Annotated in this window: 14 protein-coding genes; 12 read left to right on the plus strand and 2 right to left on the minus strand. The window is 57.6% G+C overall.

The annotated features are described in order from the left end of the window. Positions 1–267: 267 nt before the first annotated feature. From FHT77_RS20585 to FHT77_RS20615, 7 genes are all read left to right on the plus strand, one after another. The gene (locus tag FHT77_RS20585) at positions 268–5,874 is read left to right on the plus strand and encodes an AAA family ATPase (RefSeq protein ID WP_183756772.1); all 5,607 of its coding nucleotides are present in this window, start codon (positions 268–270) and stop codon (positions 5,872–5,874) included. 234 nt (positions 5,875–6,108) lie between these two features. Then, positions 6,109–6,759 (plus strand): HD domain-containing protein, encoded by a 651-nt coding sequence (locus tag FHT77_RS20590; RefSeq protein ID WP_183756773.1) that lies wholly within the window; start codon positions 6,109–6,111, stop codon positions 6,757–6,759. Positions 6,760–6,973: 214 nt separating this feature from the next. Beyond that, a complete protein-coding gene (locus FHT77_RS20595) occupies positions 6,974–8,605 on the plus strand; it encodes an NAD-dependent malic enzyme (RefSeq protein ID WP_183756774.1) in 1,632 nt (543 codons plus the stop codon). A gap of 11 nt (positions 8,606–8,616) precedes the next feature. Beyond that, complete coding sequence (locus FHT77_RS20600; RefSeq protein ID WP_183756775.1) at positions 8,617–9,792, plus strand: NAD(P)/FAD-dependent oxidoreductase; 1,176 nt, start codon at positions 8,617–8,619, stop codon at positions 9,790–9,792. Continuing rightward, a complete protein-coding gene (poxB, locus tag FHT77_RS20605) occupies positions 9,782–11,512 on the plus strand; it encodes a ubiquinone-dependent pyruvate dehydrogenase (protein ID WP_183756776.1) in 1,731 nt (576 codons plus the stop codon). Before FHT77_RS20600 ends, poxB begins: the two co-directional genes overlap by 11 nt. Further along, positions 11,457–11,720: a hypothetical protein gene (locus FHT77_RS20610; protein WP_183756777.1), complete on the plus strand. Its 264-nt coding sequence runs from the start codon at positions 11,457–11,459 to the stop codon at positions 11,718–11,720. Before poxB ends, FHT77_RS20610 begins: the two co-directional genes overlap by 56 nt. Beyond that, positions 11,720–12,667, plus strand: a complete 948-nt coding sequence (locus tag FHT77_RS20615) for an AEC family transporter (protein WP_183756778.1) — start codon at positions 11,720–11,722, stop codon at positions 12,665–12,667. The genes FHT77_RS20610 and FHT77_RS20615 overlap by 1 nt, the downstream gene beginning before the upstream one ends. Positions 12,668–12,893: 226 nt before the next feature. On the opposite strand, the gene FHT77_RS20620 is transcribed toward FHT77_RS20615, so the two are convergent. Continuing rightward, entirely contained in the window at positions 12,894–13,334 is a 441-nt protein-coding gene (locus tag FHT77_RS20620; RefSeq protein ID WP_183756779.1) for a hypothetical protein, read from the minus strand. Positions 13,335–13,710: 376 nt separating this feature from the next. On the opposite strand from FHT77_RS20620, the gene FHT77_RS20625 reads away from it, so the two are divergent. The 3 genes from FHT77_RS20625 to tehA all read left to right on the plus strand — a co-directional run bounded on the left by FHT77_RS20625 (position 13,711) and on the right by tehA (position 16,525). Continuing rightward, the gene (locus tag FHT77_RS20625) at positions 13,711–14,379 is read left to right on the plus strand and encodes a response regulator transcription factor (RefSeq protein ID WP_183756881.1); all 669 of its coding nucleotides are present in this window, start codon (positions 13,711–13,713) and stop codon (positions 14,377–14,379) included. A gap of 326 nt (positions 14,380–14,705) precedes the next feature. Next, positions 14,706–15,080 (plus strand): response regulator, encoded by a 375-nt coding sequence (locus FHT77_RS20630; protein ID WP_312859765.1) that lies wholly within the window; start codon positions 14,706–14,708, stop codon positions 15,078–15,080. Positions 15,081–15,334: 254 nt separating this feature from the next. Further along, positions 15,335–16,525 (plus strand): dicarboxylate transporter/tellurite-resistance protein TehA, encoded by a 1,191-nt coding sequence (gene tehA, locus FHT77_RS20635; RefSeq protein ID WP_246720002.1) that lies wholly within the window; start codon positions 15,335–15,337, stop codon positions 16,523–16,525. A 36-nt stretch (positions 16,526–16,561) separates the two neighbouring features. Here tehA and FHT77_RS20640 read toward each other — a convergent pair whose 3' ends face one another. Beyond that, the gene (locus FHT77_RS20640; RefSeq protein ID WP_183756781.1) at positions 16,562–18,319 is read right to left on the minus strand and encodes an MOSC and FAD-binding oxidoreductase domain-containing protein; all 1,758 of its coding nucleotides are present in this window, start codon (positions 18,317–18,319) and stop codon (positions 16,562–16,564) included. Positions 18,320–18,699: 380 nt separating this feature from the next. On the opposite strand from FHT77_RS20640, the gene FHT77_RS20645 reads away from it, so the two are divergent. Continuing rightward, entirely contained in the window at positions 18,700–19,842 is a 1,143-nt protein-coding gene (locus FHT77_RS20645) for an HlyD family secretion protein (protein WP_246720004.1), read from the plus strand. Next, positions 19,835–21,391 (plus strand): MFS transporter, encoded by a 1,557-nt coding sequence (locus FHT77_RS20650; protein WP_183756783.1) that lies wholly within the window; start codon positions 19,835–19,837, stop codon positions 21,389–21,391. Before FHT77_RS20645 ends, FHT77_RS20650 begins: the two co-directional genes overlap by 8 nt. Positions 21,392–21,415 lie beyond the last annotated feature (24 nt).

The following is a 21,415-nucleotide window of genomic DNA, read 5'->3' on the forward strand; positions in this document are numbered from 1 at the left end:
GATGGTATTTTCCGCTGAGCTGCCGGTGACTACCGAGGTGCAAGATCGCTGAGACACCGAAAGGACGTGAGGGCGGCGAGCAACAAGATCAGGAATTCTGGCTTGAGCTTAACACTGTTTGTCGAGCATTGCGCCTCAAATAACGAAGCGACGTCCTAAATCTCACCTGTAGTTGTCGGATCCTTCACGGCGATGGTCGGTGTTTCGGCTGTGCTCCTTTGAAATGACCCTCGGCACTCATTTGCGACGAACCGTGGAGCTTGACGGATGGATTCCCAGACCTCGCCTGACCCGCGCGGAGGCGGTACGAACGTCCTTTGGGAAGACGGCGAGCGCATTCTCTCTCGAGAGGCGTTTCGTGATGGTCATGGGTCACCTCACAACTTTCTCACGTTGCGTCTAGCTTCACCCTATCCCCGACCTACAAGTATTGCTCAGCTTGAGAACGAGTATCAACTCAGAGATTACCTGGACAGTGCGTGGGCCGTCCTTCCGAAGGAATTCGTTCGGGAGCGGGATAACACAATGCTAATATTGTCCGATCCCGGTGGCGAGGGTTTGGATCGCAAACTTGGCAAACCAATGCCAATCCTCCAGTTTCTCCATTTGGCTATAGAAACGGTTGCAGCGGTTCGGCAGATGCACCGGACCGGGCTTATTCATAAAAACCTCAGGCCGATTCATATCCTGGCGGATAGCGCCGGCGTTAACGTGCATCTGACCGGTTTCGGACATGCATCCCGACTACCTCGCGAACGCCAAGCTTTGGATCCCCCAGAGTTTATTGCCGGCACTCTTCTTTACATGGCGCCCGAGCAAACGGGCCGGATGAACCGCTCGATCGACTCGCGAAGCGATCTCTACACGCTGGGAGTGATTTTCTATCAAATGCTGACGGGGGAATTGCCATTTCCCACGTCTGACCCATTAGAATTGATTCATTGCCACATTGCTCGGGCACCTCTTCCGCCGCATGAAAGAATACGGAGTATCCCAGCCACAATTTCTGAGATCGTAACGAAGCTCCTGGCTAAAACGGCCGACGACCGTTACCAGACAGCCGCTGGCGTCGAATACGATCTCGGGCTCTGTTTAGCGGACTTACAGACCGGTGGACACATCAATCCCTTTGACGTGGGCTGTTTCGATATTCCTGATCGACTGTTGATGCCGGAGAGGCTTTACGGAAGAGAATTGGCAATCGCCTCTCTAGTGGACGCCTTTGGTCGCGTATCCACCACCGGAACTGCCGAGCTGGTAACAATTTGCGGTCATTCCGGCGTAGGAAAGTCCACACTATTCAACGAACTACAACGGACATTGGTGCAATCCCAAGGCATGTTCGCGTCTGGCAAATTCGACCAGCAAAAACGCGACGCGCCATATGCGACTATCGCCCAAGCATTTCAAGGACCAATTCGCGGCTTGCTAAGCAAGGATGAAGCGGAGTTGGATCTCTGGCGACAGTCTTTGCTGGAAGCCTTGGGAACACAGGCGCGAGCCTTGGTCGATCTTATGCCCGAACTGGCTCTAGTCATTGGGACGCAAAAAGCCGCTCCCAACCTTCCGGTACAGCAGGCCCAGCAGGCTTTTCAGATCGCCTTTCGCCGCTTCGTCGGAGTGTTCGCCACGGTAGGGCATCCCCTCGTATTGTTTCTTGATGACCTACATTGGGCCGACACCGCATCCTTGGATCTCCTTCAAGATCTAATGTCACATGCCGACATGCAGTACCTTTTGCTCGTCGCCGCCTACAGAGAAAGCGAACTTAGAGCCGGCCATCCACTTCTCTCAAGACTTCAATCAATCCGAGACGGTGGGTTCGAAAGCGAGTTGATCGTGCTGGGCGCGCTCGGTCGAAATGACCTTGAACAGTTTCTCGCCCAAGCGCTTCATTGCGACGAGTCGAGGGCAGCTCCATTAGCCCAGATTCTACACGAGAAAACCGGTGGTAACCCCTTTTTTATAAAGCAGTTCTTGTCTGGGCTCAGCGAAGAGGGTCTCGTTGCCTTCGATGCCAGCGAGCGTCGGTGGTCGTGGGATACCGATACCATCCGGCGTAAGCAATATACCGCGAACGTAGCCGAACTGATGGTCAACAAGATCGGCCAGTTGCCTGCAGAGACACGTGCTGCAATGCAGCAACTTGCCTGCCTGGGCACCAGTGCGACCACTGCCACACTGTCCATGGTACTCGCAACGTCTGAGCGTGAAGTCGACGCTGTATTGTGGGAGGCAACCCGACGCGAATTTCTTGAGCACACCGAACGCTCGTACCGATTTATACACGACCGAGTATTGGAGGCAGCCTACTCGCTCATTCCGCCGGAACATCGCGCCGAGACGCATCTGCACATTGGGCGTCTCCTGGTCTCGCAAACACGGGCTGAGCAACGAGAGGAGATTATCTTCGACATTGTCACTCACCTCAACCGCGGAAAAGAATTGATCGTTTCGGATGACGAGCGAGCCCAACTTGCTGAATTGAATCTGGCGGCTGGCAGACGTGCGAGGGCGTCGACGGCTTACCATCAGGCACTAAAATATTTCGCGGTTGGCGCATCGCTACTCACGGCGAAGATGTGGGTGGACCGTCATCTGACCGCGTTCGCCCTGGAATTGCACCAGGCTGAATGCGAGTTTCTCGTCGGAAAGATTGAATCTGCTGATGATCGGCTAGCTAGGCTTTCATTGAGATCAGCGAACACGCTCGATCGGGCGAGCGTGGCATGCCTGCGCATCGACTTGTACTCCACCCTCGACCAATGCGACAAAGCCGTCGGCATCTGCATTGAGTATCTGCAGTCTTTGGGGCTCTATTGGACTCCCCATCCAAGAAGGTCCCAAGTCAAGCGCGAGTACGACAGAATTTGGAAAAACCTTGGAGATCGGACGATCGAGGAACTTATCGATGTGCCGTTGATGACCGACGAGGTCGCCCTCGCTACGTTGGATGTTCTCACGCGAGTATTACCGTCGGCTCTCTTCGTTGATGCCAACTTTCTCTCGCTGGCTATCTGTCATTCGGTCAACATTAGCCTTGAGCGGGGACATGGCGACGGATCATGTGTCGCTTACGTCTTTTTTAGCAAAATAGCGGGACCACAGTTCAATGACTACAATGCGGGGTATCGGTTCGCGAGCCTCGGCTATCAACTGGTGGACAAGCGCGGCCTTGAGAGGTTTCGCGCTCCCGCTTACCTCTGGTTCGCGCAATTTTCACTAATGTGGATAGAGCACGTCCGTGCAAGTCGGATCGTGGTTATGAAGGCATTTGAGACCGCAACGAAAGGCGGCGACCCAACTCTCGCGGTATATTGTTGCGACAACCTCAATACCAATTTGCTCGCCGCCGGAGATCCCCTCGAAGAGGCGGAGCGCCAAGCCGACGTCGGCCTTGAGCTTGCTGAGCGCGCTCGTTACGGCCACATCGTGGACATCATGAAGGCGCAGCTCGGCGTTATCCGAAGTTTGCGCGGACTTACATACAGATTTGGCTCCTTCGACGACGAACAAGTCGCTGAGAGCGACTTGGAAGAGCGCTATGCAATCGACCCTTCCACCAAGCAACCCGAGTGTTGGTATTGGATTCGGAAGCTGCAAGCACGCTTTTTTGCTGGGGATTTCTCCGTGGCCTTGAACGCCGCTGCGAAAGCGAAAAAACTACTCTGGACTTCTGCCGCAATGTTCGAACTGGCAGAGTACCATTTCTACGCAGCCTTATCTGTTGCTGGAAATCAGCGTAGGATTGGAGCCGCAGCTACAAAGGCCGCCATCGATGTTCTGGGTGCTCATCACAGACAGCTAATGGCGTGGGCAGGGAATTGCCCAGAAAATTTTGAGAACCGCGCCGCTTTGGTCGGCGCCGAACTTGCGAGACTCGAAGGGCGCGATTTCGAGGCCCAGCGACTTTACGAACTCGCGATCCAATCTGCTCGCGCAAACGGGTTTCTCCATAACGAAGCGATAGCCTATGAAACTGCCGCACAGTTTTACGGCGCCCAGGGCTTTCAGGAGTTCTGCGATACCTACCTTACGAAGGCGCGAGACTGTTACCTACGCTGGGGCGCGCTAGGCAAAGTGAAACAGCTTGAGTCGCTCCATCCCCAGTTATTGAACGCTAAGCAACATCGTTCGGGCCGTGAGGAGCCGGGAGCTGCTGGCAACTCAGACCTTGAAGGCGTCGATGTCGATGTCGACGCTGTTCTCAAGGCATCGCAGGCACTGTCGAGCGAAATTTTACTGCCTCATTTGGTTGAACGTTTAATGACGATCGCCATGCAGACAGCAGGTGCCGACCGCGGGCTCCTGATCCTACCCGATCCGAGTGGGTACAGCATCGAAGCTGAGGCTGTGCTGGAAGGAGACTCGGTTGTTCTGCGTCATAAAGATTTCACAGCTCCACCAGTTCCTCGATCCATCATCCGATACGTCATGCGAACCCAAGAAACGCTGATCGTTGACGACGCTGCAGAGCGCCACCTATTTTCCGATGATCCCTACATGACCGCGCAGAGCCCACGGTCAATCCTATGCGTCCCACTTATTCGTCAAGGCTATCTAAGTGGTCTTCTCTATCTTGAAAATAGTTTGGCATCGCACGTTTTCACGAGCGATCGAGCGCGGCTCTTGGAGCTCGTGGGGACGCAAGCTGCTATCTCACTGGAGAACACTCGTCTTTACGGAGACCTTCAAGAACGCGAATCTCGTATTCGGCGCCTCTTCAACGCCAATATCATTGGGATATTTACCTGGAACCTCGACGGGAGGATCATTGATGCTAATGATGCATTCCTTCAGATTGTTGGCTACGAAAGTGAGGATCTGGAGGAAGGTGACCTACGCTGGAAGAGCCTGATGCCGGGCGAGTGGGATCCAGAAAACGATCGCGTGATGGAGGAGATGCGCGCGACCGGCGTCGCTACCCCGTTTGAGGGAGAATACGTCAAGAAAGATGGTTCACGGGTTCCCGTTCTGATTGGTGCCGCGTTTTTTGACGGACGACCAATGGAAGGTGTTGCGTTCGTTATCGACCTTACGGATCGCCGGCGGGCCGAGGGATTAGCCCGTGACAGCGAGCGGCGCTACCACGAGAGCCAATTGGCTCTCGCGCACGCGAACCGTGTCTCCGCCATGGGACACTTGGCAGCGTCCATAGCCCATGAGCTGAACCAGCCTCTCTCGGGTGTAGTCGTTAGCGCCGAAACAGCAATTATGCTTTTGAACGATGAGCCTGACTTGCCCGAAGCCCGAAAGGCCCTAGCTCGCGTCGTGCGCGACGGCACCCGCGCCGGTCAAGTTTTCGGCCGGATCCGTACGCTCATCAAAAAGGCGCCTCCGCAGAAATCGTCACTCGAAATAAACGATGTTATCGATGAGGTCATCAGCCTGACCCGCAGTCAGGCGCAGAAGAGTGGCATTCTACTGGAGGCAAAACTCACCAAGGGCTTGCCGCCTGTCCAAGGCGACCGGGTTCAGTTGCAGCAGGTAGTGCTGAATCTGATCATGAACGCACTGGATGCTATCAACGACGTTGCCGGTGGGCGGGGCGTCATCTTGGTCAGTTCGGCCAAATCCCAGTCGGGTGGAGTCCACGTATCAGTCCAGGATTCTGGGCCGGGAATTGCGAAGGAAAATTTAGAGCGGGTTTTTGGGGCGTTCTACACCACGAAGCCCGAAGGATTGGGAATGGGCCTTTCGATTTGCCGGTCGATTATCGAGTCGCATGGCGGCAAGCTGTGGGCCGAGCCAGCTTTGCCGACAGGGGCCGTCTTCAATCTTCATTTTCCTACCCCAGAGGAAAAACGCATCACAGATTCACCAAACGTCCACGGTACCGCGACGGCGCCCACCGATAGAACCGTCGGCGACTGAAATTTAGCTTCCCGTCCTCCGACACGATCATTACTGATCTTCTTCGTCTGTTCCGGCGTCGAGAATACCGCTGAGAGCTCCTGCTTCCATTGCACTTAGGTATTAGCCAGACGGCGCCGCTAAAGCGCTCGCCGTCAATCGTACTCTCGTCCAATACGCTCCCGCCGAATTGCAGATAACTTTCAGGTGAAATTTGCAGCCGGCTGGCCCGGTGTTCACGGTTGGAGAGCACGGATGTCCACAGATCCCAGAACGATTGCAGGAGTGGGAATTCCAGACAGCACGATGGCCCAGGCAGCGACAGAACTCGTTCGTGACGCTGAAACGGAGCTCCTTTATCACCACTCCAGACGCGTTTTCCTCTTTGGCGCGCTGACTGGCGAACGACGGGGCGTCACGTATGACGCCGAGCTACTCTACATCGGGGCGATGTTTCATGACATTGGCCTTATGGATGCACATGCGAGCCCCAACGAACGCTTCGAGGTGGATGGAGCGAATGCCGCCCGAAACTTTCTCCAATCCTATGGACTGCCCGAGCGGGATGTCGACGACGTATGGGATTCGATTGCCCTACATACGACGCCGGGGATCCCAAAGCACAAGCGATCCACTGTGTCCTTGGTTGCTGCAGGCGTCGAAATGGACGTCCTCGGCATCGGTTTCGAAGAGTTCACGTCCAAACAGCGGAACGACGTATGTGCGTGCCATCCGCGGGGCCTGAAATTCAAGCAAGGCATCCTTTCCTCATTCTGCATGGGCACCATCCGAAAACCTGAGACGACTTTCGGAAACATCAAGGCGGACGTACTTTCGAAAATGGACCCGACCTACAGGCGGACGGATTTCACGGAAGCGGTTCTGGCCTCGAAATGGACGACGTAAGGATCGATACCATCGTACGTGTTGCCGGAGACAGTCCCCAAGCCTAGTCTTCCGTCAGAGTTAAGGAAGCCTCGAGCGAGTGGTCGTGCACCGTAGGGCAAGACCGAAAGCAAGACGCCCTGCAGGCAGACTGTGTCTCGAGCCCGTATCGAGACACCCGTCCGGCCTCGGTTGGCCTACAATCCGAACAATCAAACAACCAAGGAGCTTGACCATGGCTGTAGAAGCTATGTCCAACGGCTATGCCCTTTTGCGTGACCCCCACACGAACAAAGGGACTGCATTCGACAGCAATGAGCGCCACAGGTATGGCCTTGAGGGGCTTCTTCCGCCGACACCTACATCGATCGAAAGCCAGGTTGCGCGAATTAATGCGCAGCTCGGCGCATTGAAGGACGACCTCCAGAAGTACCTGTTGCTTTCGGACCTCCAGGCGAGAAACGAGACCCTGTACTACGCAGTCCTGATGTCCGACCCGGCAGGCTTTATGCCGCTGGTCTACACTCCCACGGTTGGCGAGGCCTGTCAGAAGTTCGACCACATCTTTCATTCAGCTCGCGGGCTCTACATCCCGATATCCGCCAAGGGACATATCAGAGAACTCATCTCGAACTGGCCGCAGAGAGACGTCCGTTTCATCGTGGTCACTGACGGAGAACGAATTCTTGGCCTGGGCGATCTCGGCGTTGGCGGGATGGGAATCCCAATAGGAAAGCTTTCTCTCTATACGGCATGCGCGGGCGTCCCTCCGGAGGTGTGCCTTCCGATCACTCTCGATGTCGGGACCAATAATCCCGCGCTACTCGACGACCCGCTCTATCTCGGGCTTCGGCATGACCGCATTCGCGGCGATGACTATCACGCGTTCATTGACGAGTTCGTCGCGGCGGTCACGGACCTCTTTCCGAAATGCTGCATCCAGTGGGAAGACTTTGCCAACTTCAACGCTATCCCGATCCTGTCGAGCTACAAGACGAAGATCTGCACCTATAACGACGACATCCAGGGCACCGCCTCGATCGCTCTCGCAGGCATCTATGCAGCGCTGAAGATCACGGGGGGAAAGCTCACGGATCAGCGGTTCCTATTCCTTGGAGCCGGATCTGCTGCAACCGGCATCGCGGATTTGATCGCTCAGGGCATGGCGATGCAGGGTCTTCCCTTTGCGGAAGCTCGTCGTCGTAGTTCGCTGTTCGACGTCGATGGTCTCCTCGTGGCGTCCCGCGCAGTGAAGGACTTCCAGAAGCCGTTCGTCGTCGATCACGAACCCGTCGCGGACTTCGTCGATGCGATCAAGCTTCTGAAACCCACCGCGATCATCGGAGTCAGCACCGTCCCGAAGCTTTTCACCAAAACCGTCATCGAGACGATGACGGCGATAAACGATCGCCCGATCATCTTCCCCTATTCCAATCCCACCTCGCGGTCCGAATGCACCGCCGAGGAGGCGTACACGTGGTCGCAAGGAAAAGCGGTGTTCGCGAGCGGGAGCCCTTTCCCGCCTTTGACCTTAAACGGGCACCGTCTGGTTCCCGGCCAGGGAAACAACGTGTACATTTTTCCGGCCATGGGGATGGCCGTTTACGCGACCGAAGCCAAACTTGTGACCGACGAGATGTTTATCGTTGCAGCCAAGGCCGTCGCAGAACAGGTGGACGAGGATAGCCTGAACGCCGGTTTGATCTATCCGCCACAGAGCAAGATCCTCGAGGCTTCGTTGCACGTCGCCCGCAAAATTGCCGAGCATATCTTCGACAAAGGTCTGGCGAATGTCGAACGCCCAGCCGACGTCGCCCAACTCATCAGCAGCAAGACGTACAGGCCTGTCTACCGGCATTTGAATTGAGAGGGTTGGTCGTGGCAAACCGTCCTCCCGCTGCACCCCGGCCCCGCGTCGTCGTCGTCGGCGCGGGCTTTGGAGGCCTTGCTGTCGCACGGGGTCTCAGGTCTGCGCCGGTTGATATCACGTTGCTGGATAGGAGAAACTTACATCTCTTCCAGCCATTGCCCTACCAGGTCGCCACGGCATCGCTGTCGCCGGGCCAGATATCCTGGCCGGTGAGAAGCATCTTTTCGGCTCAAAGGAACACACGCGTCCTGATGATGGAGGTCAGCGGCGTTGATACTCGCTCGCGTACCGTTACGGATGGCAGCTCCATCGTCCCATACGACTATCTTGTACTCGCCACGGGCGCCAGGCATGCGTACTTTGGCAACGAAGGATGGGAACCCTTCGCCCCCGGATTGAAGACAATTGAAGACGCAAGGGCTTTGCGCGAAAATTTGTTACGCGCCTATGAAATTGCGGACAAGACGCCCGATGCAGAGGAGAGGCGTCGATGCTTGACGACAGTGATCGTCGGTGGCGGTGCAACTGGCGTCGAAATGGCGGGTGCCGCCGCGGAGCTGACACACAGGACCTTGAAGGGCGAGTTCCGGACCATCGACACGCAATCGATGCGGATTGTGGTGGTCGAGGCCGGGCCAAGACTTCTTCGCGCGTTTCCGGTGGAACTTTCTGAAAAATGCTTGTCGTGGCTCGCTGTGTCGCCAACCCTTAACCTAGGTGATCACCCCGAGATATTCGTGATCGGTGATACGTGCGTCGCGACTTCGGATGGGAAGCCGGTTCCGGGGATCGCTCCCGCTGCCAAGCAAATGGGCAGTTATGTCGCAAAGGTGATCGAGGCACATGCGGCGCAGAAGCCCTTGCCCCCACCCTTTAAGTATCGTCATCAAGGAGACCTGGCTGTTATCGGACGCGGGGCCGCGGTGGTACGCGTCGGAAAGATCTCGCTATCCGGTTTCACGGGCTGGGTCTTCTGGTCACTCGTGCACGTGATGTTTCTCATCGGATTTCGCAGCAAGACCTCAGTCGCGCTCGACTGGATCTGGGCGTTCGTGACGCGTCAGCGGAGCGCCAGACTCATATCAGACGGCGACCCTTCATCTTTTGCCACTCCGGTACCCTCGGATGTCCAACGCTCGCTCAAGCGGGATAGCGCCACTCAAGGAGGCGGTCATGCCGCATAAAGCAGCAGATATCATCACCGAAGTCCTGCACGCCGTCGGCGTGCGCCGCATCTACGGCGTCGTCGGAGACAGCCTCAACGGTTTGACAGAATCTATGCGAAGTCGAGGCGACATCGAATGGGTGCATGTCAGGCACGAAGAAACCGCGGCGTTCGCCGCGGGCGCCGAGGCGCACCTTACCGGTGAGCTCGCGGTCTGCGCGGGAAGCTGCGGACCGGGAAATCTCCACCTGATAAACGGTCTCTTCGACGCACATCGCTCTCGAGTACCCGTCCTGGCCATCGCCGCACAGATCCCCTCCACGGAGATCGGCCGCGGCTATTTCCAGGAGACGCATCCAGACAACCTCTTCAAGGAATGCAGTCACTATTGCGAACTGGTTTCAAACCCGCAGCAGCTCCCGGGGGTTCTGGAGACCGCTGTCAGGGCGGCGATCGGCAAGAAGGGCGTGGCGGTGGTGGTCATACCGGGCGACATTGCGCTGGCGAACTACGACGCCCCGATCTCGCAGCCCGAGGGGCTCAAGATTCATGCACCCACGGTACTCCCACGAGATCCTGAACTAGATCGCCTCGCAGCCCTCCTGAACAAGAGTGAGCGGACGACAATCCTTTGTGGTCGAGGATGCCGGGGCGCCCACGGCGAAGTTATCGCTCTCGCCGAACGCCTGAAGGCGCCCATAGTGCATGCCCTTGGTGGGAAGGAATACATCGAACACAACAACCCTTACAATGTTGGCATGACAGGGTTCATCGGGTTCTCTTCGGGCTACACGGCGATGCTCGCATGCGACACGTTGCTGATGCTCGGCACGGACTTTCCCTATCGGCAGTTTTATCCCACCGACGCCAAGATCGCTCAGATCGACATCAGACCGGAAAGCCTTGGGCGCCGCGCGCCTCTCGACATTGGCCTCGTTGGCGACGTCAAGGCCAGCGTCGGAGCGTTGCTGCCTAGGATTGACGAAAAGTCGGACACCTCGCATCTGTCCGACAGTCTGAAAAATTATGCAAAAGCTCGCGAAGGCCTCGATGACCTCGCATCCGGCAAGCCGGGCCGCAAGCCGATCCATCCACAGTACCTCGCCAAGCTCGTAAGCGATCTCGCTGCCGACGACGCGGTCTTCACGTTCGACGTCGGGACCCCCACCGTATGGGCCGCAAGGTACCTTGTCATGAATGGCCGACGACGGATGATCGGTTCGCTCGTGCACGGTTCGATGGCAAATGCGCTTCCGCAGGCGATCGGTGCTCAAGCCGCCTACCCCGACCGACAGGTAATAAGCCTTTCCGGGGATGGAGGTTTCGCGATGATGATGGGCGACGTCCTGACGCTCGTGCAACAGAAGCTTCCGGTAAAGATCGTTGTCTTCAACAATTCGGTTCTGGGATTCGTTGCTCTCGAAATGAAGGCCGCGGGCTTTCTTGAAACCGGCGTCGATCTCTCAAACCCGAATTTTGCTGCGGTAGCCGCGGCGGCAGGGATCCACGGTGTTCGCGTCGAGGATCCAGGCGAGTTGGAAAGCGCGCTGCGCGAGGTACTCGCGCATGACGGCCCCGCCCTGCTCGACGTGGTCACGAATACCGAGGAGCTTTCAATGCCCCCGAAGATCGAGGCCGCGCAGGTGAAAGGCTTCGGCGTATGGGCTTTGAAGGCGGTAATGAATGGCCGAGGCGATCAACTCGTCGATCTCACCGTATCGAACTTCCTGCGGCGCTGAGGAGGAGGATGGGACGCTCGCCGTGTCGTTCTACCCTTATGTCATCCCTCCTGCGGTGACTCTGGAAGAGGCGGTCGCGCCCCAATCGACATTAGCCTCCATGTTCTGGGGAGCGGGCATCTTCGTTCTGCAGATCACGATCGTCTACACCCTGCTCGTCTACTTCGTTTTCAAAGGCAAGGTGAGCCCAGAACAGGAGCATTACTGATGCAGAGCATTCTTGCGACCACGACTCATTCACTCGCGCCCATCTTCTTCTGCATAACCTTGGGATGGATGGCTGGGAAGCTCGGGATGATGCCGATCGAGTACGGACGCGCGCTAGCGAGATTCGTCGTGCTGTTCGCACTTCCGATCGCACTTTTTCTCGCGGCGGCGAAGGCCAATCCGGCAGACATCTTCAACGCCAGGATCCTACTCTCTCTCCTGATCGGGTTTGGCCTGACGTTCCTCATTGGCTGGGCTGCCGGACACTTGCTTTTCAAGCATGGAGAGGCGGACAGCGCTCTGCAGGCCTTGGCCTGCTCCTTCCCGAACATCGCCTACTGCGGCCCACCGGTTCTGGTCGCATCCGTCGGGTCGTCGGCGCTTCTGATGGTCGTCTCCGGAAATCTGATCGTGACGCTGATCGTCGTCCCGATCACGCTTGTCGTCCTTGCACGGAGCGCTACCGATGAAGAGCATCGGATCGGGATCGGCAGGGCGCTGTGGAATGCGGCAAAGCAGCCCCTGGTCTTTCTGCCTATTGCAGGCGCCGGTTTCGCGGCGTCCGGATTCAAGTTGCCTGAACTTGCCGTGACCGCAGCAAGCGAGATCGGCGTAGCGGCTGGGGGCGCAGCGCTTTTCGCCCTTGGTCTGACTTTGTCGGGGATCAGCTTGCAGCTCAACAAGGAGGTGACGTTCAATGTGTTCGTGAAGAACATCTTGCAACCCATTGTGATCTTTGGCACCGCCTATCTCGTGGGGTTGCGAGGGGCGCTTTTGGCCCAGACTTTTCTACTGGGCGTACTGCCCACAGCAACAGAGGTTTCCGCCATAGCGGTCTCAAGGAATATTTATCGGGATCGGGCCGCGGGCAGTACCTTGGCCAGTGTGCTGGCAAGCATATTCACCATCGCGGCGGGCGTCTCGGTCGCCGTGCTGCTTGACGAGTAGCTCCACGAGCATCCAAGCGGGCAGTTTCCAAGCGTGGGTCGATGCTGGCTTCGCCCTCCCTCAATTTGCCCCATCATACAATGTCGGCCTCACGTTGCAGAGATGCGATATCGGCCCGGTATCGAATGAGACACCGAACCCCTCGGCGAGTGTGGCGCTCGGCGAGCAGCTTGATCAGGAGATGCGCCGGCAGAAGTATCTTCCTCGTCGTGCCTTCCCGCCGATCTCAGCTCAGTGATTGCATGTCCATCAACATACGCAAACGCGCACAGTCACTCTCTCCGCTCTGAAAAAGGCGGATAAGTCTGCGAGCCGCGTGAAGTGTTCGTTGATCGTCCAGCGCGAAGCCGTGGGTCTCGCAGAAGTCTCGCAGGACGACGCGCAACATAGCGACTTCCGCGCCGTCCAAGTGCTTTTTGGCAGCTTGGTTATCGAATGTTCTGAACATATTGCCCTTGCCTTGAAATAACTCTTTGTCACAAAATCCACGCCGCGCAGTTTCGGCTCCATCAGCCGACATCTGCTCCAGGCCTGGTACCCAGACCCGAGTCTGGATGGCTGGATGCCGTACGACGGCCAGTGATGCGGCCATCGCAGTCATAGCGGCAGCGATAGCGAAAAGCGGAAGGCCGCAGCCCTGGCGTGGTCTCTCGTCCTGATTTGTCATCGCCTGCTCCTGTCGAAGCGCTGCTCCTAGAGGCTTCAGGCGAAGTATGTGCAACGGGTCGCTGGAGCGCACTTGTGCGAAGGTATCTGGGACACCAAAGTATTGCCGACACCATCGTCCAGTAGCCCTTCTTTTTTAAGGAGTCGGGGTGTGAATCGAGCGTCGGACGTAGGATGTATTATTCTTGGTGATGACGCGGCGCGCCCGCGACTTGTTTTCAAACCAATACTTTCGGACAATTGAAGCTCGGCCTGTGTGTTATGCTACACTGGCCTATACGGTGTGATCCGGCTGCCGGGTCGAAGGCCTTTGGCACAGGCCGCTGAGGCATGGCAGATTTCCAACGGTCGTCGCACAGGAGGATGTCTTGCAGAACATGAACCCTCCAACAGATCGATGCCAATCGGCGCCTAGTGCGCTGTCGGTGCCGCCACGTCCCGTTATCATCATCATTGATGACGATGCTTCCGTTCGAGAATCGCTGGAATTGCTCGTACGCTCCGTGGGGTGGACACCCCTGCTGTTTTCATCTGCGCAAGACTACCTATCGCATCTTCCACGGCAGCTCCCAAGCTGCCTGGTTCTGGACGTTAATATGCCCGGACTGGACGGCCTCGACCTACAGGCGGCTCTAACCAGCAGGGGAAGCCGGGTGCCCATAGTGTTTGTTTCAGGCGTGGGCGACATACCGATGACCGTAAGGGCTCTGAAGGCCGGAGCTAGCGATTTCCTGACCAAGCCAATCGATCCGGGCGCATTCCTTGCGGTGATACGGACGGCGATCGCACAAAACGAGTCCATCCAACAGGAAGAAAATCACCTTAGCCAAATACGCCAGCGACACGGTTCCCTGACGCGGCGCGAAGGAGAGGTGATGGCACTTGTGGTTGCCGGGTTGCTGAACAAGCAGGTGGCATACGAGCTTGGCATTAGCGAAATCACGGTGAAGGCGCACCGAGGCCAGGTCATGCGAAAGATGGATGCCCGTTCGCTTCCCGATCTTGTGACCATGGCGGCTTTGTTGAACGTCAAGAAGCAAAGCTAGGGGAACGCGTTCGCGGCGAGCCCATGAGCGTGCCGACAGACGAGAGCGCCGGTTTTAGTGAAACCGCGATTGTCCGATCCTGCCTGCCTCCTCGACCCGCTACCGAGGTAGCGAACACACCTTCGTACAATATCATCCCTCCCTCTTTCGCGTGATGGTGCCCATCGAGCTCGTGTTCGAGATCGAGCCGTACCGCAATCGAGAGCACATCCGATACCATTGTCCAATATACTCTTGGTTGTCGGAAGCATATGCCTGATTGTGCGCCATGAGACATCCAGAGGTGGTCGCAAAAGAGGGCAAGCTGGAACCCAATTCCGGAGGTGATGATGGTGGATCTGCGTGCGCTCATATCCGTCGTAGACGACGATGTGTCGGTGCGCGAATCTCTGTCTGGTTTGCTTGGTTCTCTCGGGTTCGACGTCGAGACATTTTCATCCGCGAATGATTTTCTGCGCTCTCCTCGGATAGATGAGGTGGAATGCATCGTTCTGGACGTCGCGATGCCGGTAATGTCTGGCCCGGAACTTTTTCAATCAATGATCTCCAGCGGACGCGATATTCCGATCGTATTCATCACGGGCGTCGAGGACGAAATTCTTCGAGACCGGCTGATATCAATGGGAGCGATCGACTGCCTGTATAAGCCGCTGTGCGTTGACGAACTTCGCAAGGCAGTCGCCTCTGCACTCCATCGTTGATAAAGCCTCGGTCGGCCGACGGTTCGAGATTCTGACGACGGTCCCACATGGGGGGCGCTACTGAGCTCTCGACGCGACACAGGGGTAGCCGCGGCTTCCTTCGGACGGTCCGAACGACTGAACATAGATCGCTTCGCCGGCTCCCTGACACCATGGTGCAATAGATCGAAACTCGGTTCAGTGAGAGGCTTTCCGCTTCGAAAGGCAGGAGTGTTCGATGATTGCGTTTGCGCATCACATCCGTAGGAAGGTGCTTGCCGGCGCAGCTTCGGCTGCGGTGCAGATTGTCCTTTCCTGCCGCGACGCGACCGCTGCAGAACCTGCCGCAGATATTCATCCTTTCAGATTTGGAGCCTCTCTGGATCAACCGCACCCACCTGTCGAGGCGCGTCAGAGCAACGCGTTTGCCCGATCCGGAGACCGTCGGCGACCATCGAAGGCGCTTGACTATAAAAATGGAGGCGTTCGTGAGCAGATTATCGACCAACGGAAGCTTGGGATCCACCTATGGTGCGGTGCTATTTCCTAGAGTCCAGGCAAGTTATTTCGGGTGCGTTCTGGGTCTATCCGGGTTGGCGACGAACTGGCGCCTCGCTGCGGAATTGTGGAGGCTTCCGACGATTATCGGCGAGGCGTTGTATCTGTGTGCCGGCGCGATCTGGGTAGTATTCAGCCTTCTGTTTCTAACCAAATGGGCGCTCGCGAGAGATGAAGCACTCGCCGAATTCTCCAATCCGGTGCAGAGCTGCTTCGTCGGCCTTCTCGGCGTGTCGTCAATGCTCATTGCGCTCGGTGTCCTGCCATATTCCTGGCTCGCGGGAGTGAGCCTATTCGCATTTGGGGCTATATTCACGGTCGTTTTCGGAGTCTGGTTGACAGGTTCCTTGTGGGAGGGAAACCGCGATCCAGTTTCCACCACGGCCGCCCTATATCTCCCAGCCGGCGCGGGATCGTTCGTGACCGCGATCGCCGCAAGCGCTTTCGGCCATTCAGACTGGAGCCAGTTGGCGTTTGGCGCCGGGTTCTTCTCCTGGTTGGCGATAGAGTCGGTGGTCCTGCACAGGCTTCTCACGAACAAGGAGTTGCCAGAATTGCTCCGCCCCATGCTGGGCATTCAACTGGCGCCGCCTGCTGTCGGGTGCCTTGCATATCTGAGTGGCACCACCGGGCACCCGGATCCGCTTTCGCATGCTCTCTTTGGATATGGCCTGCTTCAATTACTGATACTCGCCCGTTTGATCCCGTGGATCAGGCGGCAGCCTCTCGATCTATCCTACTGGGGAATTACGTTCGGGCTCACGGCGCTCACCAGTGCATCGATGAAAATGGCAGCGCGGACTGATGGTCCAGTGCTGGGGATGATCGCGCCGTTCCTCCTTATCATCTCAAGTGCGATCGTGCTGGCCATCGCAATCGGGAGCATTCGATGGCTCCTGAAGCGATAAATCACGGCACGAGCAACAGCGGGCGGCTCCATAAACTTAAAGATCGAGGATTACATTCGCTTTGGGCTTGGAACAGCAGATGAGGACGTTTCCCTTCGCAGCCGTGTCCAACGGCTGGGGATCGTAGACGACGGCACCAGAAATTAGCGCCGTCTCGCACGTGTGACAGACACCAGCACGGCAAGACCAGCGCACCGGGACGTCGCAGGCTTCGGCAAAATTCAACAGGCTGTCGTAGTTTGAACTCCAGGCGACGCTGAGCCCGCTCCTGGCGAATGTGATCAATGGTCCAGTTCCCCGTTCTCCGGGGGGCTGATGCGGACGACGTCCCTCGACCGCCGCGATGCCGGGCGTGATCGAGGAAACCGGCCCAAATGCCTCGGAGTGGATGCGGCTCCTATCGACTCCCGACGATCGGAGAAACTCAATGAGATCGCTCATGAATTCGGCGGGACCGCAGATGCAGTATTCGGCGTCGAGGGGCAAGGACAAGGATTTGAGCACATCCGAATTCAGCCGGGATTTGCGGTCGTAGTCGCGTCCAATGACGTCCATCGACGTCGGTGAGCTGTAGCAGATCACGCTGTGGGCGCGTGGGATCGATGACAGGAACCGACGGGCAGTTTCACCAAACGGATGTTGCAGACCGTTCCGCGCGCCGTGGAGCCACCAGATCTCCCGTTCTGTCCCCTCTTCCGCCAACGCCTCAAGCATTGCAAGCACTGGCGTCACTCCAATCCCGGCGCTTGTTAACACCACGGGACCGTCACCCTGCGGAAGAACGAACGAGCCACGCGGGGCGCTCAAGCCGACGACGTCGTCGACGACCAGGGTGTCGTGGATGTAGCCGCTAGCGCTTCCGCCGACTTCACGCTTCACGCTAATGGAAAACCCTCTACTATCCGGCCGCGCTGATAGGGAGTAGCTTCTCAGCCACGGGGTCGAAGCGGTCGGCTTCAACTCGATTACGACGAATTGCCCAGGAAGGGCGTCGCCGATCGGGAGCGCGTCGCGCGGCTCCAACTCCAGCGAGACGACGTCGCTGCTCGCGAATGTCTTCCGGCTCACTCGGAATTCGCGAAATCCCTCCCAGGCCGGATCAGGCTGCGGGTACGCGGCCAGACCTGCGTTTCCGCTGGCCCGACCGTTGAGGCTAGCGTCCCTCAACTTCTCGAAGGACTGCCGCCAGCCCAGACTCAATGCCGGATTGTCGATCGCAAGGTCGAGACGGTCGATGGGATGGTCGGGTTTATATAGCAGGGCGTCGACCTCCGAGATCGTCAACCGGTTGAGTCCGGCGGCGACCATCTCGACGTCGTCGCCCGCCTCGACCAGCCCCTCCTCCAAGACCCGCATATAGAACCCCGGCCTACCATGGGAGACGAGAAGCGACGCCATCTCTGGGACATCCATACGGATCCCGAGGCGATAGCAGGTCACGCGTGGTTGCGAGATTTCGAACAACGCTTTGCCAATCCGGTATTGGTCTCCGATGCACGCTTCCGCATCTGACAGCCCTTCTACCGTGAAGTTTTCGCCGAATTGTCCGAAGACAAAGTCACTCCGACCGAGGAAACGTTGCCAGTAGTCATAGGATTCGATCTGGTACACGTACACCGCACGGTTCTCACCGCCGTGCCCCGCCAGATCACCCTGGCCGTCCCCATCGATATTCAGGCGCCTTGCCATCCTGGGCCCGGCAACGGGTTCCTTCCAGATGCCGGTCCGGACCTCCCTGCCGTGCCAGGAGATGGTCTTGGGCAAACCTACGTTGACAGATAGTAGTCGGGCCATCGGGTTACCTCAAAGTCTCGTTGCCATCGAGGGCGGAGCGTCCAGCGCGCCTATCGAACCATCTCACAACCTGTCGAGCCATCATACGATAGTATCGGCGATACCTAAGTCCTGTGGCGTGTAGCGCCGCCGGATGATCTGATACCCCGGTCCAGTGTCAGCAAAAACGAATAGCAGTACCGGCGAGAATTCATGAAACAGTCCTTTTCGATACGATACGTATCGTATATATGAAGCGTCTCAGGATTCTTACGGTTGTCCGTCGACGAGACGGCCCGCCTTCCAGCGACGGAAGCGGCGAACGAATTCTGCAATCGCGGACCGCGAGGTCCATCACGACGGATGAAGTCATGGCGTGGTCAAAGAAAAGGAATTGGAGCTTGGCACACGAAAACAATGTAACGGCGCTCGTGCCGCAGCCGGGGGAAGCAAAAGCGTCGGCGGCTCCCAAGGCTCCGGTGGCCGCAGTCCGCAACCGTTCATCGTTGATCGTCCCCAGTTCGGCAATCATTATAGCACTGGGCGCAGTGGTCGCAGCCGGGGCGAACTGGGACTCATGGGTCGCGGCGCGAAGCGTTCAATCTACCGACGACGCAGCGGTTTTTGCCGATGTCTCGTCCGTAAGTGCGCGCATCGGCGGGACAGTCGAGTTGGTGCCTGTAGCCGATTACACGCGTGTCAAAACCGGCGATCTTCTTTTTTCGATCGATCGGAAGCCATACGAAGTGGCACTGCGTTCCGCCGAGGCGAAGCTTGAGGCCGCGCGCGCCCAGCTCGAAGACAATTCGACGCAGCGTACGTTTCAATTCACGCAGATCGACGTAGCTGCAGCGCAACGCGAAGCGTCGGAAGCCGATAAGGTCCAGGCGGACAAGGAGCTCCAGCGTCAGACCCGGCTGGGTTTGGACGGCCGAGCAAGCTCCGTTCAAAACCTCGAGAAGGCTACGGCGGCGTTCGAGCGAGCTTCGGCGAACTCCAAGACCGCCAAAGCGAATGTAGATGCGCAACAGGTGAAGCTGGAAGTGCTCGCAAAACAACGCGAAGTCCTGCAGGCGAATGTCGACTTGGCCGAAGCGGATGTCGCTGCTCGGCGGCTGGACGTCGGGTATACGACCGTTCGTGCGCCGATCGATGGCATTGTCGCCAGACGAAATGTGCAAATCGGCAACTATGTGAGCGTTGGCACCAGTCTCATTTCGATCGTCCCTCTTCCCCACGTGTACGTTCTTGCGAACTACAAGGAAAACCAGCTCTCGAGAGTTCGCGAAGGGCAATCGGTAGAGGTGACAGCGGACCTCCTTCCCGGAGAGACGTTTCATGGCGCCGTCTCGAAGATTTCGCCTGCCAGCGGCTCGACCTTCGCCCTGCTTCCACCCGACAACGCCACCGGCAATTTCACCAAAGTTGCTCAGCGCCTGACGGTTCGCGTCGAGCTCGATGCAAAGCAGCCGCACTTCGAAAGGCTTCGGCCAGGAATGTCGGTCATCACGAAGATAGACACCGAGGCCGAAGGCCATGATTAAGACCGGAAATGGCAGCGACCTGCCGCGGCAAGGTTTTGTTGCCGTGGCAATGGTTCTGGCGTCGATACTGACCGCGTTCGACGTTCGGACGGCAAACATCGGCCTTGCGGACCTGCGCGGAGCGTTCGGGTTGAGCTTCGACGAAGGCGCGTGGCTGAGCACGTTTGCGACAGCGCCTCAGATACTGGTCGCCCCTAGCGTCGGCTGGTTGATAGCCGTCTTTGGCGTCAAGCGAGTGATGACTGTGCCCGTGGCGCTCTACTCGACGGTGTCGGTTCTCATCCCCTTCCAGCATTCGTTCGAAGTGCTTGCAGTTCTGCACGCGCTGCGAGCTGTGGTCCTCGGAATGTTCGTCGGCGCAACGTTGATGATAGCGTTCAAGAATCTCGACCGCAGGTACTGGATATTCGCGCTGGCTTTCTACGTGCTCCGGATACCGTTCGCCCAGAATCTGGGTCTCTACACGGCGGGAAGCTACACCCAGACGATCGGTTGGCAATGGCTGTACTGGCAGGGCGCCTTGATTGCTCCCATGGTCGGAATCCTGTTCTGGTACGGCGCGAAGCCGGTCGTAACGGACCGGGAGTTGCTGAGCCGTGCGGACTGGGGCGGCATGGCGCTCTTCGGCGTCGCGTTGACCACGCTCTATTTTGCATTGGATCAGGGGAATCGATTGGATTGGTTTCGATCTGGAATGGTCGTTTCATTGATGATCGCCAGCGCTTTTCTAGTCCTCGTATTCCTCTTGCATGAGGCGCGCGTAACGCATCCGTGGGCGCATATTTCCGTGCTCTTCTCTCGGAATGTGGCCTTGGGCTTTGCGGCAATCGCTTGTTTCATGACCACCAGCTTGGGGAGCTCGCTTCTCGAGCCGAACTTCCTGGTCTCGGTCACGCGACTGCGCCCCGAGCAAGTGGGCGACTTTTCGGCGCCGCTTGCTATTGCACTCCTCCTGGTAGCCACCGGCACCGCTGTGGTGCTGGTAAGGACGATCAAGCAGAGGGCCACCCTGATCCTCGGGTTCTCATGTTTTCTTGTCTCGGCATGGTTGGGCACCGAACTCACCAACCTGTGGGCGCTACCCGAATACCGCCTGATAGTCGTTCTTCAAACGTTTGGAGAAGAGCTGGTGTTCCTTGCCGCCGTGGCAACGCTTTTCAGCAACGTGAATCCTGCGCGGGCCGTGTCGCTCACAGCATATGTTCAGGTCATGCGTCTGATCTGCTCTGAAACCGTCGCCACCACGATGACGACCTGGATTCGGCAGCGCGAGCAGTTGCACTCCAACCTCATCGGTCTTCACGTCACCGGCACGACGCCCGGATGGAACTCGATGCTCTCCAGTCTCGGTTCCGGTTCCTCGAGCGGTTCGACGTCCGCGGATGCTTTAAAGCGGGGATTGGGCGTGCTCGCTTCGATCGTGCAAAGGGAGGCTAATGTTCTAGCCTATATCGACGGGTTTTGGCTCACGTTCGCTGCAGCGGTCGCTGGACTGCTCGTTGTCTCTCTCATGGCTCCCTCACCCGCGCATCCACTTACGACCCGCTAAAATCGCAGATTCTTGCCAACAGAC

Origin of the sequence: Rhizobium sp. BK181 (assembly GCF_014193305.1) — a bacterium.
GTDB lineage: Bacteria > Pseudomonadota > Alphaproteobacteria > Rhizobiales > Rhizobiaceae > Rhizobium.